Here is a 16437-nt window from a genome sequence, read left to right as displayed (position 1 = left end):
GATGGAATATACGAGTAGTGACGGCGAAATTTACTATAAAACTGTCCGTACAACTCCTGGTCGCCTAATATTGTGGCAGATCTTTCCTAAACATGAGAATTTGAGCTTTGACCTTGTAAATCAGGTGTTAACAGTTAAGGAAGTAACCAATATAGTTGATTTGGTGTATCGTAACTGCGGTCAAAGCGCTACAGTAGAATTTTCTGATAAACTAATGGTACTTGGCTTTGAGTATGCTACATTTTCTGGTACTTCTTTTAGTCGTTGTGATCTAGTTATACCCAAAACTAAAGCCACACATGTTGATCATGCTAGAAATGAAATTAAAAAGTTTTCTATGCAATATCAAGACGGGTTAATCACCAGAAGTGAAAGGTATAACAAGGTTATAGATGAATGGTCTAAGTGTACGGACATGATAGCCAACGATATGCTAAAGGCAATATCTATATACGACAGAAATAGTAAGTACAATTCAGTATATATGATGGTTAACTCTGGTGCAAGGGGTTCTACTTCACAGATGAAACAGCTAGCTGGAATGCGAGGACTCATGACTAAGCCTTCTGGTGAGATTATAGAAACACCCATAATCTCCAACTTCCGCGAAGGTTTAAATGTATTTGAGTACTTCAATTCTACCCATGGTGCACGTAAGGGTCTTGCTGATACTGCGCTTAAAACTGCAAACTCTGGGTACTTAACTCGTCGCTTGGTTGATGTGTCTCAAAACTGCATAGTTACAAAACATGACTGTAAGACCAAAAATGGTCTCGTTGTAAGAGCCACGGTTGAAGGAGGTGCCATAGTTGCGTCTTTAGAGAGTGTTGTGCTGGGCAGAACAGCTGCAAATGATATATATAATCCAGTGACAAAAGAATTGTTGGTGAAAGCAGGAGAGTTGATTGATGAAAGTAAGGTAAAGCAAATTAACATTGCAGGCCTTGACGCTGTGAAAATTAGATCACCTTTAACCTGTGAACTAAGCCCAGGTGTATGTGCTTTGTGTTATGGAAGAGACCTTGCAACTGGCAGAATTGTTTCAATAGGTGAGGCAGTTGGTGTGATAGCTGCTCAATCCGTTGGAGAGCCAGGTACTCAGTTAACAATGCGTACTTTCCACATAGGTGGGGTAATGACTAGGGGCGTTGAATCCTCAAATATTATAGCTTCTATTAATGCTAAAATAAAATTGAACAATAGTAATATAATTATAGACAAAAATGGAGATAAAATTTTAATAAGTCGTTCTTGTGAAGTTATATTGATTGATAGTCTCGGTAGTGAAAAATTGAGGCATAGTATACCTTATGGTGCCAAGCTTTATGTAGATGAAGGTCAGTCAGTAAAAATTGGCGACAGAGTTGCAGAATGGGATCCTTATACATTACCTATTATCACGGAAAGGACTGGTACAGTATCTTATCGAGACTTGAAAGATGGAGTGTCAATCACTGAGGTTATGGATGAATCTACCGGAATATCAAGTAAAGTAGTGAAGGATTGGAAATTGCACTCTGGTGGAGCTAACTTGCGTCCTCGTATAGTGTTGCTTGACAATAACGGTGAAGTAATGACACTCGCAAGTGGCGTTGAAGCATGTTATTTTATACCAATTGGTGCAGTACTAAATGTACAAGATGGCCAAAAGGTTAACGCAGGTGATATCATTACAAGAACGCCAAGAGAGTCAGTCAAAACTCGTGATATTACTGGTGGTCTACCAAGAGTCATAGAATTGTTTGAAGCACGACGTCCTAGGGAGCATGCAATTGTTAGTGAAATAGATGGTCATGTAGCATTTTCTGAGAAAGATCGGAGAGGAAAACGCAGCATATTAATTAAACCTGTAGATGAGCAGGTTTCTCCAGTTGAATATCTGGTATCAAGGAGCAAGCACGTAATAGTTAATGAGGGTGATTTTGTACGTAAAGGTGATCTATTGATGGATGGTGATCCTGACCTTCATGATATTTTACGTGTACTTGGACTCGAAGCTCTAGCACACTATATGATTTCTGAAATACAGCAAGTCTATAGATTGCAGGGTGTTCGTATAGACAACAAGCACCTAGAAGTAATATTAAAACAAATGTTGCAAAAAGTAGAAATTACTGATCCTGGTGATACCATGTACTTGGTTGGCGAAAGCATTGATAAGCTGGAAATTGATAGGGAAAATAATGCTATGAAAAATTCTGGCAAGCGACCTGCTAATTATCTTCCTATCTTGCAGGGAATTACTAGAGCTAGCCTTGAAACTAATTCTTTTATTTCTGCTGCCTCTTTCCAAGAGACAACGAAAGTGCTAACAGAAGCAGCATTCTGCGGAAAAGAAGATTCTTTGAGTGGGCTAAAAGAAAATGTCATAGTAGGAAGATTAATTCCTGCTGGTACAGGCTTGGTTATGAGCAAGGTTAGAGCACTTTCACTTTGTAATAATATAGATAAATATGAAAAATATTTTTATATTGAAACTTATGACGAAAAACTGTTAGGAAATAATAGTTGTCATTCACATTTTGATGAGAAAGAAAGTGCAGTAACAACAAATTATGATCAGCCAAGTTGAATGAGCCAGCAAAGAGCGGCGTTTATACCATCTATCTACCTGTCCGGTGGAAGATGGGTATACGCTTAGGAAAGTTTGCTAATTGAGACCCTCAAGTTAACGCCATTGGCTGTTCAGCTAAGTACATAATATTTTTAACTTTTTAGCAACTACAATCCATACTTTCCCCACTTCTCTGTAACTTTTTTACTATTTCTTCGTTCATTTCAATTTTTTCCCCACTTTCGTTTGGCTTCAGGCGGGATTTTATTTATCGCATCAAATCCCATTTTACCTACAAGTCCACTTTCAGGAGAGGTAAAACCTAAATAATCAATTGATGCATTCTCTATCATGATTGTATTACGCATGTGCTCCATTCTCGTTGATATTGCCACATCACTTTCTTACAATCATGCACATTTATATCATCATCAATAACTATAATAAATTTCGTGTATAAAAACTTCTTGAGAAAAGAAAGTATGCTCATGATAATTCTTTTCGTATATCCGGGATAAGATCTTTCGATCGACACTATTGCTATTCCATAGAAACAACCCTCTGGTGGCAGATAAAAGTCTACTATCTCTGGAAATTGGTTGGTTGATGAGGATTGGCACAAAGATTTCGTTTAGTGCTTCACCAAGAATCGATGGTTCATCTGGTGGCTGCCAGTAAAAGTGCTAAGATATATTGGGTTTTTACGCATTACGATTGCAGTAATGTTAAATTCCGGGGATTGTTCAACAGAATTATAGTAATCAGTGTGGCCTCCGTATGGCCATTCTCATCTTACAAATTCAAGCAGCTTCTTGCGCAGCAGTTCAGCAAATTGGTATTTTGACGTGTTTCTGGCACTGAAGTTATTGAAGCGATAAGCGTTGCAGGATCGCTACCGATTTACAACAGCAGGAAACTTAATACTTTGCCCCTTTTCCTTACACCGTTTATAGTAACCTGTCTCTTCACGATGTGCAAGCCAACATATTAGAGTCATTTTTTTATCTGCAACTTGCATACGATATATTCCAAGATTGAAGTTATCTTGCTTGTCCTTTGTGGGACCTTTTATTACCACAATCAGCCAGGTGATAAGCGGTACAGGTTCATCTGGCCAACACGTTTGAATAGGCAATAAACTGAGATCCATTCCATTCCCAGTTAGCACCACTTCTTGACATGGAGCTTTACTCACGACTTTACTGCGCATCGACAACACAACCACAACTTTCAACAGAGGAAACATCTTCATAGTATTCTTGAAGTTTTTTGGCGGTTCAAGCGGACTGTAAAAATGCTAGAAGTTTACCAAGATCCCTTAAGTTCACTAAGGTTTATACCCAGTCCTAAAGCTATCCTATAGATAGTGCCAAATAAATTCACTAAAACAGGAATCGAATTTTTACCGTTTTCTGTGACAACATTTTCAAAAATGATTGCTGACCCTTTGTTTGACAGAACTCTACGGTGAATTTCTGTCATCTAGAGAACTGTTGAAACCTACTTTTTAATCCTAATCAGATCCTTTTTTTCTTTTAAAGCAGAGATGAAGTCGAGTAAGTTGTTGTACATAGCTCAAAACAAATCTTCTAATGTAATCACATGATGTATCGTATCCTCTAGATGTTGGTTTTCAGAAGCTCCATTTACAGTAATCAATATCCAGAATATTTGCTTCTTTGATTTCATTTTTTCTCTATAAACTGTTTCTTTTTTCTTTAATCGTTCAACAAATCCCTTCGTCACTGTATAAGGTTTATCACTATACTTTATTTTTCACAAAGCATTGCACACCCATCTTCTCGATCAAAAACTAAGTCAATCTGAGTACCAGATTCTTTATTGTTCTTCTCTCTCTGGGTGATATTGTCAATCTCCACATATGACTACTATATTTTCTATATCTAATTTTCTTCTAATTTTATTGGCATGTTTAAAACACACTGCTTCAAATGTTTGCCCTGCCCATGTTTCCAAGCTGGTTTCTTTACTGCTAACTCCCAACAGTGGGCATCACTTATTATTGCCTTTTTTGCTACTCCTCTAAACGGTTCAATCCATGTTAGATAGAATATATATTCGTCAATTATTCTGTAATATACTCTTCTTTTTGCTTTACTCAGTGGTAAAAAACCACCAATAAATCCAGCCTCTTCTAAGCTCATTAATTTAGTAGTCAAGTGAACACCCTAAGCGATTTTAGTTACTTTTACAAGTTTTTCCTATTGATCCCTTTTGGCTTTTTTGCAATTACGCGAATAATGCTGAGGTACGTTTCTGGCTCTTCATATGGAGAATGGAATAGCATATCAAGCTCATCAAATAATAAACCATCCTCCTGGAAGCAGAGCACATTAATATTTTGTGCTGCCGATAATTCTTTACTTACTTCCTTAAGGTAATGAGGTATCCCTTCCCTGGCCATATAGAGCTACAATATTTGCTGGCGATTAAGGTTGACTCCTAAATATCTTAAATATTCTTTAGTTTCACGTAAGTTAAAAGGCTGCAAAAATATTATCGCAGTAATACGATTATGTAATCCCCCTTTACTATAAGTTAAATTTTCCAACATCCAAGAAGCTGCTGAACTACATACAACCAAGATAAGTTTCTTTCGGTATGTCCAGCTTGTGTTTCAAAAATATTCCAATGCTCTCAGAAAGCCAGATTTTCTTGCCGCAAGCCATGGCAGTGCATCAAAAAATAAGGCAATTCGTTCTTATGTGTGTCATCAATAGCAAGTGCTAACTGCTGTAATGCATCCATCCAATTTTTAGGCAAGGCTATTCTTGCACCTTTGAAAAAGTATTTGATAATGATTGTGCAAAAATTGCAAGCTGCTCCTGCAAATTACCATTATTAAGACCAGTCTGTTCAAATAAAATATCGGCATGTTTACTGGAAAATTGTTTTACTAGGTACGTCTCACCCACACGACTCTGACCATAAACAGCAATAAATTCACTGATTGGAAAAGAAGCTTACTTTCTAGAATGGCTATTTCCTTTTCTCTACCAAATTATTTATTGGTTCGCTTATATAATTTACCGCTGCGTTTGCTAGCATTATACGCTGCGGTTATAAGATGATCAACTTTCTTACCGCCGCGTTTACGGTTGCTACATGTGGCGGTAAAGGATGGAGTATCTTATAGTTGGCTATCCCGGCGTGCTTTGGCTACTTGCATTATCAAATCTTCTAGTGAGTTTTGTGCCTGAGTTTCTTTGCGAAAAGTTTGCACTTGCGGCAAATTTGGCTATGCTTAACGCTAGATGCTTTCTTTTATATACATTTACTTGTATACTAAAAAATTTATATTGTAGGTCCATAACGTATGTCTAGAATATCGTTTTTACTGACTTTAATAATAGTAATAGCAAGTTTGCTAATAATAAACAATTGGCTCTCAAATCGCAGCCAAGTGCTAAACGATAAGCATATAGGTGAGAGATTAGATAACTATATAAGTAGAAATTTTGATAAGATTATAAAAACGCTCCGGGAAGAATCAATTAAAAGTAGTTACGCTGCTTGGGATAATGCGGCTGAAGGTAAAATCTTACAGCATAAAAATGAAATATTTGACCCCACTTATCCTTACTTAGGGAATGAAAATAGCAATGTTATAGCTGTAGGTTTTTTTGACTATTCTTGTGGCTATTGCAAAGCCATAAAGGACGATGTAAAACAGTTGATCAATGACGGCAAAGTTAAGTACATTTTTAGGAACACTCCAATACTTGGTAACGATTCTTTAAAGGCGGCAAAAAGTGCTTTAGCTGTCTATTTTATTGATAAGGGAAAATATTTTGATTTTCACTATGCTGCCTTAGAGCACAAAGGAGAATTTTCAGAAGAAAATATATTGGGTATAGTAAAAAGTATAGGAATCAATGAAAGCGACTTCAATGATTCTATGAAAAACAACGCAGATAAAGTTGAACAGATGATAAACAACAGCAGACTTTTAGCAAGGAATCTAGAAGTAGGCGGTACGCCTTTTTTAATAATTGGGGATAGTCTGTTTGTAGGAGCGACTGATTTGCATGTGTTACGCGAAAAAGTAGATGAATTAAGCCGTAAGCAAAGCTAGTTTCAGTTTGTCATAAAATTTTATTTTTTTGCTTGACAGCACAAGTGAACTTAAGTATAGTAATCATGGATATGATGAGTGACAATACATAGAGGCTACGTATTAGCTCAGGAAGAGTGGGGCAATACATACAACTGAGCATAACCTTAAGTAATCAGCCCTCGCAGGTTAACTATTTCATTAAAATATAATTATCATTTTTGAGTTGTAATATGCAAGGTTCTAACTATGTAAGAAAGCTAATTGCTCTTTTTCGACAAATCAAAGAAAATGAAAATCAAGTAATCTATTGCATAATTTAAAAAAGCACTTATCCTGAAAAGCTAAAAATAGGAGCTGCTATAATGACAGGATATTGCTTTTTTGACTCCATGGTTCAAGGATTGAATGGATTAAATATAAAGCCTGGTTATTGTTTTACCGCAAAATCATTAAGAGAAGACTGTGTAGATTACTGAGCAACATGGTGAACAAGATAGTTGGACCTATAAAGCAGTAATAAAAGACGTTGCTATTGGTAGCTACTTTGCTACGCTAGAAGATCCTATGGTCCTATACAAAATCTAGAAACCAAAGCAAATATGATAGATGAAGAGGAGACTTTTGTGAGTATTTAGTATTTAAAAGACATTAAGAATATGGCTACAGGAAATGGTTGTGCACTTATATGGGATCGTCCAGGGATTGGAGGGAGAAGATATGTGATAAGTATAAAGTTGGCTTTGTGTTTATTCAATAGAGGAAGATAGTCAAAAAGTTACAGTAACCAAAATTACAGCACATGATGATGATTCAGAAGCTTTTATACAAGATGTGAATCTTAATCAACTAAAGATAGATAATAGCAAAAAAGCTGTAGGAGTAGTGAATTACATAAGGCATTTTGTGCTCTTCTTAGCAAAATCCCTTCTTGATATAACAGAAAGCCAACCAGTTTCTAGTGAAGAAATTCTTGGCTCAGGTAGAGGGGTTTCTCTTTCTGATCAACTAAGCAAAAAGAAGGTCAACCAGTTTCTAGTGAAGGAATTTTTGGTTCAGGTAAAGGAGCTAATCAATCAGAGCAAGAAATACAGCAAGAAGAGCAGCACCAATGGGAGCCGGTTTTACAAGGTTATAACAGATAAAGAAATCCTTCTTCTCATCAACAAGAACAAAAAACACGACAAGAAGGAATACGAAAAAAATTAATTAGTAATTGCAGAAAAGAAGCTATTTATGGCCAATTGCTGTAATAGCTGATACAGTATTCATAGTATTTACTATAACTGCTGCTTTTGCTCAACCAATTCCTTTAGTGTTCCCCTTGCTGGAGTTGCTTTAGTCGTTGCATATGTTTGTGTATACCAATTAAAGCAGAGTCATAAAAACATTAACGAGCTAAAAAGCGAGTTAGGAAAAGATCAAGAAAATAGTCCCCACACTTTTATAGAAGCAATGGGATTAAAAATTCACAGTCTTATTAATAAAGCAATTTTAAAAATTTAAGATCTTTTCATCTTATCTACACCACCTCAATTCCACTTTCAAAGGAGGACATATGTCATTTACAGAAATGAGGTTCCCGAAAATATATCTTACGGTTCAACTGGAGGACCGGAACTTTCCACTGATGTTGTCACAACCCACAGTGGTTGTGAACACAGCGCAGTATCAACTGGTCTCATGCACGTGCTAGGTATAACATAGCTTATGGAGTCAGGTCAAATGAGCAGCTGACGGAACTCATAACATTTTTTAATGTACAAAGAGGTAGAACAATAGGGTTTCGTTTTAAAGATTGGTCAGACTTTACAGCCACCAATCAAGAAATTGGAATAGTGGACAATAAAAAAACGACTTTTCAACTGATCAAAACCCATGTTAGCAGAAAAGACAAGCAAGTACGGAACAATTAAAAAGCCAGTACATGAGACAATAAAAACTTACCTAGATGGTATAGAGATAGAAAAATACTCAGTGAATTGTTCAACTGGAGAAATTATGTTTACTATACCACCAGCAAAAGGTGCAATAATTACTGCAAGCTTTGAATTTAATGTGCCCGTGCGTTTTGATACAGATTATCTGAGCGTTTCTATTGATAACTATAGCAGTAGTAGCTCGAACAACATTCTATTAGTGGAGGTAAAGCTCAGTTAGTTTATCACCTGCCTCAAAATCTCCTCTTGCTGCTGGATGTGAACACTAGCATATCCGCATGCAGGAGATGCAGCAGCGGGTCTTGCAATACACTTAGGCCTTTTTGTTTGAATATTGAGATCAGATAACACTTCTTCTATTAATAGGTTGACAAAAAACCATCCTCCCATATTTTTTGGTTCCTCTTGACACCATACAACCTCAGTGTTTTTGTACTTCTCAAGTTCATTACTTAATTTATCTGCAGGAAATGGATAGAATTGCTCCAAACGTATTACTGCTATATCATTTATTTTTTGTCTTTCGCATGCTTCAATTATATCATAATAAACTTTACCACTGCATATTATAGATTTGCGTATTTTGTCGTCCGAAACTAAACCTGTTCTATATTCTGGAATTACCGTGAGGAATTTTTCTTTAAGGTCAGACAGTTTAGAAACTGCTCTTTTGTGACGCAATAGCGATTTAGGTGTAAACACCACCAAAGGCTTACGAAAGTCCCGATGAATTTGCCGGCGCAAAACATGAAAGTAATTTGCTGGAGTGGAACAATTAACCACTTGCATATTATCTTCTGCGCAGAGTTGTAAAAACCTCTCTATACGCGCGGAGCTATGCTCAGGTCCTTGTCCTTCATAACCATGAGGCAGCAATAAAACTAGACCGCTCGATCGCAACCACTTTGTTTCCGCCGATGCAACAAATTGATCGATCATAATTTGCGCACCATTTGCAAAATCACCAAATTGCCCTTCCCAGAGTACCAGTGAATATGGAGAGTCAAGACTATACCCATATTCAAAGCCCATTACAGCATACTCCGATAAAGCGCTATCTATGACCTCAAAGTTAGCTTGCTTTTCACTTATATTGTTTAGCGGAATAAATGTTTCCTCCGTTACTTGATCAACAAGCCTTGAATGACGGTGTGAGAAAGTCCCACGGCCAGAATCTTGTCCTGATAAACGTACCCCTATTCCTTCCGTTAGTAGTGATGCAAACGCAAGACTTTCAGCCGTTGCCCAATCTATGCCGTGACCGGAATTTATGTTATCTATTCTTCCATCGAGTATTTTTCTAACCTTATTGTTGATATTAAAACTGCTTGGGATATTGCTATTTATGCGTATACCTAATTTTTTTAGCTCATCTAGCGAAACACCAGAATCTGTATAGTATTCACTCAAATTATTTAACCTTGCTCTCCTGAGCTTTGACCATACACCACCGAACCAGTCAGCTTTTTTTGGAGTGTAAGCGGCTGATTCAGTAAGGCTTCTATCCAATCTTGTCCTAAATTCGCCGCGTAATTTACTCACTTCATCACTACTTAGCACTTTCTCTATAGTCAGTTTCTCTTCATATAGTGCTCCTGGAGTTTTATGCTTTGATATTGCCTTATACATAAGCGGCTGAGTGAAATTTGGCTCATCGCCTTCATTATGTCCATACTTGCGGTAGCATATTATGTCAATCACCACGTCCTTTTTAAATTTCTGCCTATACTCAGTTGCAAGGCTCGCAACAAAACTGACTGCTTCTGGATTATCGCCATTGACGTGAAACACTGGAGCTTCTATAGATTTAGTTACATCAGTGCAATAAAAAGATGACCGCGCGCAACATGGGTTCGCAGTAAAACCAATTTGGTTATTAATGACAATGTGTATAATGCCATCCACTTTATAACCCTCAATATTACTCAAGGTTAGAGTTTCAGCAACCACCCCTTGACCGATGAAAGCTGCATCACCATGAATCGATATTCCAAGCACAGGCCTTACTTTTTGCTTTGCTCTTATTCTTCCAACCATAACCGGGTTTACCGTTTCAAGGTGAGATGGGTTAGGACATAAACTTAAGTGCATTTTTTTACCACTGACAAGTGTGCGATCATAGGAGTAACCGAGATGATATTTAGCATCGCCAGACACCTCAAGACCACTTGGGTATGCGAGATTGCCTTGAAATTCAGATAGCACTGCCGAATATTCTTTCCCCATAACTTTGGTTAAAACATTGAGTCGTCCACGGTGCGCCATGCCAAGAACTATTTCTTCAATACCAAAAGCCACAGAATCGTTAATAATTCTCTCAATTGCAACAATAGCTGATTCTCCACCTTCAATAGAAAAACGTTTATGTCCAGGAAATTTTATATGCAGAAATTGCTCAAACATTTCAGATTCAATCAAGTGCCTAAGTATCTCTTTTTTATCCTGAGAGCTTAGCGTATAGGTCTGGCTTTCAATTTTCTCCTGTAGCCACATTCTCTCTTCATAAGAGGAAATATGCATAAATTCAAAACCGATATTCTTGCAGTAAATATCTCTATAGATTCCAGCGCCATGCGTTGGAGAGAGGTTTGAATATTTCTGATAATTTATTTCTTTATTTATACTTGGTGATAACGGATTAAGATCTGCAAAAAAATGACCGTAAGACCTAAAAAAATTTGCCAGATCAGAAGCTGAATTATCTGACTTGGCCGCATGCTGCACGCTGAAAGGCTTTGCCTGACTTGCTTCTAAATTGCTTGAAAAAATTCTGTACCAATCCTCTCCGATTGATTTATCGCCTCGCAAATAGCGGTTATACATTTCTTCCACAAATTCCGCATTGTCACCATAAAGATAGCTTAAATTCGGCATAATCACTATATAAAGACATCAAATGCTTATATTATACCTTAAGTTTTTTTAAAAAGAACTCCTTTAGTTTCTAATTATTAAGCTCCATCTGCCGGATTTGGTGATTCCTGACTATTAAATCCCTCTACTCTAGCTTCAGTAAACTCAGTTGAGGGCCCTGAAAAAAACATAGATTTTATTGCACAGTATGCATAATATAATGCAACAGCAACCGTACCTACTGCAAGAACAACATGTGCAACTTTATCTGCTTTTCTTAAATTTCCAACTACAGCTTCAACTGTGCAACCAACACTCAAAGATGAAAGAGCCACTGCACTGTTAGGGTGTATCAACACCATATCATAATCAATGGTACCAAACAACTGTCCACTTTACTGTCGTGTTTAGCATAATCTATCGGGGTTTTATTGTAATTATCTTTTAAGTCTGGGTTAGCGCCTTTCCTTAAAAGCAATTTTGCAATTTCAACATGACCACGGGCACAATTATAAGGTAACTATGATCCTCACGTAAGTAATGCAACAGTGTTTTATCTTGGTTATCTCTTGCATTAGGATCAACTTTGTACTCTAAAAGCAATTCAGTAGCTTTCTTTGTGACAAAAAACGCTATCACTATCATCAATAACACAATGTAATAATGATTTGCCTTCTCGGTCTTCTGTATTAGGATTAGCACCATGCTTCAAAAGTAAACTTATGGCTTTAACCTTTGACTCATGTTTGTAACTTGCACGCCCAAGTGCAAAGTTAATGGCATATTACCGCCAGTACCTTCTATATTCAAACAGTTAAACTTATCGTCATTTTTTACTGTCTTTAGCAACAACTTCAGAAAATCTAGTTTATCGTCGTTAATGGCTGATATTACAAGGCCCGAGAAAACTTCTGCATGACCTTCTTAACCATCAGTAAGAAATTTACATGCTTCTCTTTTCTAAGAGTTTCCCTGTACTATCATTATGTAATTTTTTAAGTCGCTGCTTAATTCAACAAGCAATATCGTGGTCAGAAAAACCATCTGATATTTTCAATATTCTTAAAGCTTCTTTTTTATCCATGGCAACTGACTCTTACTAATAGTAAACTATAGTTTTTATGCCTTAAACGCTGCAATTTAGCTGCTTTTAAACGCAACTAACCCAAGCTATAATATTTAGGAAATTTACCAGATAAAAAAAAGACAATAAAACCCTGAAGTAGCTAGTTATTCCTCCCTTTATTTTAAAATCCGGCGTTGGATGATACCTTAAACGACTTACAAGCGCGTTTCAGCTTCTATAGGTAAAAACCCGAAGTTTTAAAAAAGACATGCAGTACACATAGTGCAAAAATTTAAACAATAGTACACAAAATACAAGTTTTCTTGTCATTCCAACCTGCACAGATTAGGAAGTTAAACAAATAGCTTCATTACTATGACAAGGGTAACGGCGAAGATTTATCAAGTAGTTTTTTCGCCAGTTTCAATCACAATAGTTGTAAAACTAGCCGCAGATTACAATAAATGCAGTAGCATAATCCCCGTCATCACTTAGGGAGAGGTGAATTATGTGATCCTTGGAGATAGAATCCTTGCCAATGGCTAGATGCGGCTTTCCTCTTATATCACTGTATATTTCTATGTCCTTCATTGTAATGTCCAGGCTGAATCCACTGCCTAGTGCTTTAACAAAAGCCTCCTTTGCTGCAAAGCGTTTAGCAAAATACTTTGCCTGTATTTCTTGGCTGTTATACTTTCTGCTTATCTCTATTTCCTGCTCAGTGTAAACTTTTTTGAGGAATTTTTCCCCGTACCTCTGCAGTATTTTTAATATCCTTGGTATATATACTATGTCAGTGCCGATACCGCGTATCATTCTGTACTGAAGCGATTTATTGCTTCCTCAATCTGCATTTCCTCAATTTCTCCAGTTGCCCTATTTTTTATTTCAACTATATTTTCACTTACTGCTTTCTTTCCAACAATTATTTGCCACGGTAAGCCTATTAGGTCCATTCTAGCAAATTTCACTCCTACACTTCCCTCCGTATCATCGTAAAGCACTCCATTGTTTTTCAAAGCTTCGCATGTTTTGTTTGCAATCTCCACACACTTGCTAATTTTTGTTTGTAAATTGATTAGACCAATCCTAAAAGGAGCCACTGTTTCTGGCCAGATAATCCCTTTATCATCATGAAAAGCTTCTATTGTCGCGCTAACAAGCCTTGAAACTCCAATGCCATACGAACCCATATGTATATTGACATTTTTTCCATCGCGTGAGACGACTTTTGCATTCATTGGCTTTGAATATTTATCGCCAAAATAAAAAATGTGCCCTATCTCGATACCTTTACTAACGCTTAACTGTTCTTGTGGTACAGAGCAAGTTTTCAGGTTGTGCATATCGTCTGCAACTGCATATATACTCTTCAGACTTTCGATATCTTCACTTTCTAGTAACTCAGAAAATTTATTGTCGTAGTATAAAGTGCTCTCACCGGTGCTTGTTAATATGTGAAATTCATGGCTTAAATTTCCTCCAATTGGACCTGTATCTGCTCTCACTCCAATTGGAGTAAGTCCCATGCGTTTGAAGATTTTTATGTAAGTTTTGTACATTAAATTATATGAATTCAGTGCATTTTCATAGTCTATATTGAAACTATACGCATCCTTCATCAAAAATTCCCTGCCTCTCATAACGCCGTAACGAGGTCTCATTTCATCGCGAAACTTCCACTGAATTTGATATAAACAAAGTGGCAAATCCTTATAACTCTTTACTGTACCTCTAATCAAATCAGTTGCTACCTCCTCATGAGTTGGCCCGAAAAGCATATCACTCTCATGCCTGTCCTTAATGCACAGCATCTCTTTGCCGTAATCATCATAGCGTCCTGATTCTCGCCAAAGGCTAGCTGGCTGTACACAAGGCATTAATACCTCAATTGCACCAGCTTTATTCATTTCATCTCTGATGATGTCTTCAATATTCCTGAGCACGCGCAGACCGAGCGATAACCAAGAATAAATGCCAGACGCTGTCTGCTTGATTAAGCCCGCACGTAACATATATTGATGAGAAGCAATTTCAGCACCAGCCGGAATCTCTTTCAAAGTTGGTAGGTAATATTTAGATAGGCGCATTCAATAAATCTGATTGTACTGAGTAATTTTAATACAATCAGATCTATAGGCAAATTTATTCTAAAAATAGAAAAAAAGCACCTGCGTCTTTCCAGCTAGGCAAGCATATATCGCAATATCTTACTCGCTATAGCAACGTCCTGGCGTGGGGCTTTGCCATGTTCTATGAATACAGAGATTGCGTAGCGCGGACCATGGTAGGGACCATAAGCGATAAACAACTTATGGCTTTCACCCCTGGAGTTTATCTCTGGTGTGCCGGTTTTGCCGGCAATTTGCATAAACTCAAGTCCTTTTTTATAGGTTTCAGCCTTAGAATTCATCACATTAAACATAGCTTTTCGAACCACGTCAAGGTGCTCATAATCCACATCAATGTTAGAAAAATCTCGTGTCGTTTTGCTCATCTCAATGTGTGGAACCACCTCTTTCCCTGTTGCAATCCTTGCTGCAAGAACTGCGAGCTGTAGTGGTGTTGTAAGCAAATATCCCTGTCCTATAACCAAGTTGATAGTGTCACCCAAATACCACTGTGAATATAGCTTCCGTGTGCGCCAATCTCTATCAGGCAATAACCCTGGAGCTTCCTCCCTAAACGTTCTAATCAGTGGCCCACTTCCGATACCAAATTTTCTGGCCATTTCTACTAGAGAGTCTATACTTATTTTTTTTCCTATATTATAAAAGTAAGTGTTGCATGAGAGAGTCATTGCCTCATTTAAAGATACATATCCATGGGCTTTGCTTTTCAGGCAACGAAATTTCCGCTCCCCTATTGTCATATAGCCCCTACACGAAAATTTTTCTTCTGGTGTGATTATTTCATCCTTTAGGCCTGCAAGCGCAACTATTACTTTGAATATCGAACCAGGTGGAATTTGATTCGATAATGCACGATTTACAAGCGGTAATGAGGGAGCATTTAGGCTCTCCCAAGTCTCATTTGATAATCTGCTAGTAAAAAGATTATTATCGTAAGAAGGTGAATTGTATAACGCTAAAATTTCCCCATTATTTACATCAATGACCACTGCAGAGCCTTTACGACCCTGAAATACCTCTGCAATTTTCTTCTGCAGATCAATATCAATTGTTAGCTGCACATCTTGCCCGTCTTGCTGTGGTATATTCAATAATTCTCTTATAACATGCTTCTTAGAATTTATCTCCTGCTCAGATTTCCCTGGTTCCCCTTTTAATATATGATCATACGTATACTCAATGCCACTTACTCCTACCTCGCTTATTTCCTGCTGTTTTTTTGTATACCCAAGTACATGAGAACACATCGAACCAAATGGGTAGTAACGTTTATAAAGAGCAGTTATTTTTGTCCCCGAAGGTCTTGCTACATCAGATTCAATTTCTGATAACATCTTCAGACCAGCTTCTTTACCAGAAATTCTCTGCTCATCAAACACGATTTTGTTTACCGCAAGTTCCACGTCATTTCTATCTAAAATTCTGCCCCGCCTAGGCACAATAGTGGCAATTCGTATCCTATTATTGTTAGAAAGCGCTTCGTATTTTTGTCTGCCTCGTATTTGTAAATCATATAGCCTATAACTAAAAACTGTAGAGATGGTAAGCTGAATACCACCTAATATGAATGCTCTGCGGTTAAAGACTTTGTTTTTTGTCCACATAGGATCCCTCCAAACATAGCTCTGTGGCTTATCATACGAATATAAGAAACCGAAAAACTTCGATACATAAATTGCAAAGTCAGTGTGTTAAATATTATAGCAGTTAAATGCAAATAAGTACACTTGTACAAACATTGTCAGCCGTAAGCTAAATAATTCATAGAAACGAAAAAAACTACTTAAAGATTCCTCCGGTTTCCTTATCATAGTATT

13 protein-coding genes and 2 pseudogenes are annotated in these 16437 nt (G+C 37.2%); 5 read left to right on the top strand and 10 right to left on the bottom strand.

Translation table 11 applies throughout. From position 1 onward, the window contains the following. Positions 1–2572 (top strand): annotated as a pseudogene (locus IHO40_RS03160) (DNA-directed RNA polymerase subunit beta/beta'); the annotation flags it as partial. A gap of 149 nt (positions 2573–2721) precedes the next feature. Here IHO40_RS03160 and IHO40_RS03155 read toward each other — a convergent pair. The 3 genes and pseudogenes from IHO40_RS03155 to IHO40_RS03145 form a co-directional block, all read right to left on the bottom strand. Next, a pseudogene (locus IHO40_RS03155) lies at positions 2722–4126 on the bottom strand (UbiD family decarboxylase domain-containing protein). Positions 4127–4458: 332 nt separating this feature from the next. Next, positions 4459–4719, bottom strand: a complete 261-nt coding sequence (locus tag IHO40_RS03150; RefSeq protein ID WP_225536721.1) for a hypothetical protein — start codon at positions 4717–4719, stop codon at positions 4459–4461. 44 nt (positions 4720–4763) lie between these two features. Next, complete coding sequence (locus tag IHO40_RS03145; protein ID WP_225536720.1) at positions 4764–4979, bottom strand: hypothetical protein; 216 nt, start codon at positions 4977–4979, stop codon at positions 4764–4766. A 912-nt stretch (positions 4980–5891) separates the two neighbouring features. Here IHO40_RS03145 and IHO40_RS03140 point away from each other — a divergent pair. The 4 genes from IHO40_RS03140 to IHO40_RS05835 all read left to right on the top strand — a co-directional run bounded on the left by IHO40_RS03140 (position 5892) and on the right by IHO40_RS05835 (position 8789). Beyond that, positions 5892–6650 carry a DsbA family protein gene (locus IHO40_RS03140; protein ID WP_225536719.1) on the top strand — a complete coding sequence of 253 codons (759 nt, stop codon included), beginning with the start codon at positions 5892–5894 and terminating at the stop codon, positions 6648–6650. Positions 6651–7463: 813 nt separating this feature from the next. Then, positions 7464–7838, top strand: a complete 375-nt coding sequence (locus IHO40_RS03135) for a hypothetical protein (RefSeq protein WP_225536718.1) — start codon at positions 7464–7466, stop codon at positions 7836–7838. Positions 7839–8299: 461 nt separating this feature from the next. Next, positions 8300–8545, top strand: coding sequence for a DUF2460 domain-containing protein (locus tag IHO40_RS05840; RefSeq protein WP_368666763.1), 246 nt, complete (start codon positions 8300–8302; stop codon positions 8543–8545). Continuing rightward, positions 8508–8789 (top strand): DUF2460 domain-containing protein, encoded by a 282-nt coding sequence (locus IHO40_RS05835; RefSeq protein WP_255585977.1) that lies wholly within the window; start codon positions 8508–8510, stop codon positions 8787–8789. The genes IHO40_RS05840 and IHO40_RS05835 overlap by 38 nt, the downstream gene beginning before the upstream one ends. Here IHO40_RS05835 and IHO40_RS03125 read toward each other — a convergent pair. From IHO40_RS03125 to IHO40_RS03095, 7 genes are all read right to left on the bottom strand, one after another. Next, positions 8786–11443: a 2-oxoglutarate dehydrogenase E1 component gene (locus tag IHO40_RS03125; protein WP_225536717.1), complete on the bottom strand. Its 2658-nt coding sequence runs from the start codon at positions 11441–11443 to the stop codon at positions 8786–8788. The two genes, IHO40_RS05835 and IHO40_RS03125, sit on opposite strands and share 4 nt — an antisense overlap. 77 nt (positions 11444–11520) lie before the next feature. After that, positions 11521–11808 carry a hypothetical protein gene (locus IHO40_RS03120; RefSeq protein ID WP_225536716.1) on the bottom strand — a complete coding sequence of 96 codons (288 nt, stop codon included), beginning with the start codon at positions 11806–11808 and terminating at the stop codon, positions 11521–11523. Beyond that, complete coding sequence (locus IHO40_RS06070; RefSeq protein ID WP_368666762.1) at positions 11775–11900, bottom strand: hypothetical protein; 126 nt, start codon at positions 11898–11900, stop codon at positions 11775–11777. Before IHO40_RS06070 ends, IHO40_RS03120 begins: the two co-directional genes overlap by 34 nt. Further along, the gene (locus tag IHO40_RS03110; protein WP_225536715.1) at positions 11891–12124 is read right to left on the bottom strand and encodes a hypothetical protein; all 234 of its coding nucleotides are present in this window, start codon (positions 12122–12124) and stop codon (positions 11891–11893) included. The genes IHO40_RS06070 and IHO40_RS03110 overlap by 10 nt, the downstream gene beginning before the upstream one ends. A gap of 808 nt (positions 12125–12932) precedes the next feature. Beyond that, positions 12933–13304, bottom strand: coding sequence for a holo-[acyl-carrier-protein] synthase (locus IHO40_RS03105; RefSeq protein ID WP_225536714.1), 372 nt, complete (start codon positions 13302–13304; stop codon positions 12933–12935). After that, complete coding sequence (gene proS / locus IHO40_RS03100) at positions 13301–14578, bottom strand: proline--tRNA ligase (RefSeq protein WP_225536713.1); 1278 nt, start codon at positions 14576–14578, stop codon at positions 13301–13303. Before proS ends, IHO40_RS03105 begins: the two co-directional genes overlap by 4 nt. Positions 14579–14673: 95 nt before the next feature. Further along, positions 14674–16224, bottom strand: a complete 1551-nt coding sequence (locus tag IHO40_RS03095) for a penicillin-binding transpeptidase domain-containing protein (protein ID WP_225536712.1) — start codon at positions 16222–16224, stop codon at positions 14674–14676. Positions 16225–16437 lie beyond the last annotated feature (213 nt).

Source organism: Wolbachia endosymbiont of Mansonella ozzardi (assembly GCF_020278625.1).
Lineage (GTDB): Bacteria > Pseudomonadota > Alphaproteobacteria > Rickettsiales > Anaplasmataceae > Wolbachia.
This window is presented reverse-complemented; position numbering and strand designations above follow the sequence as displayed.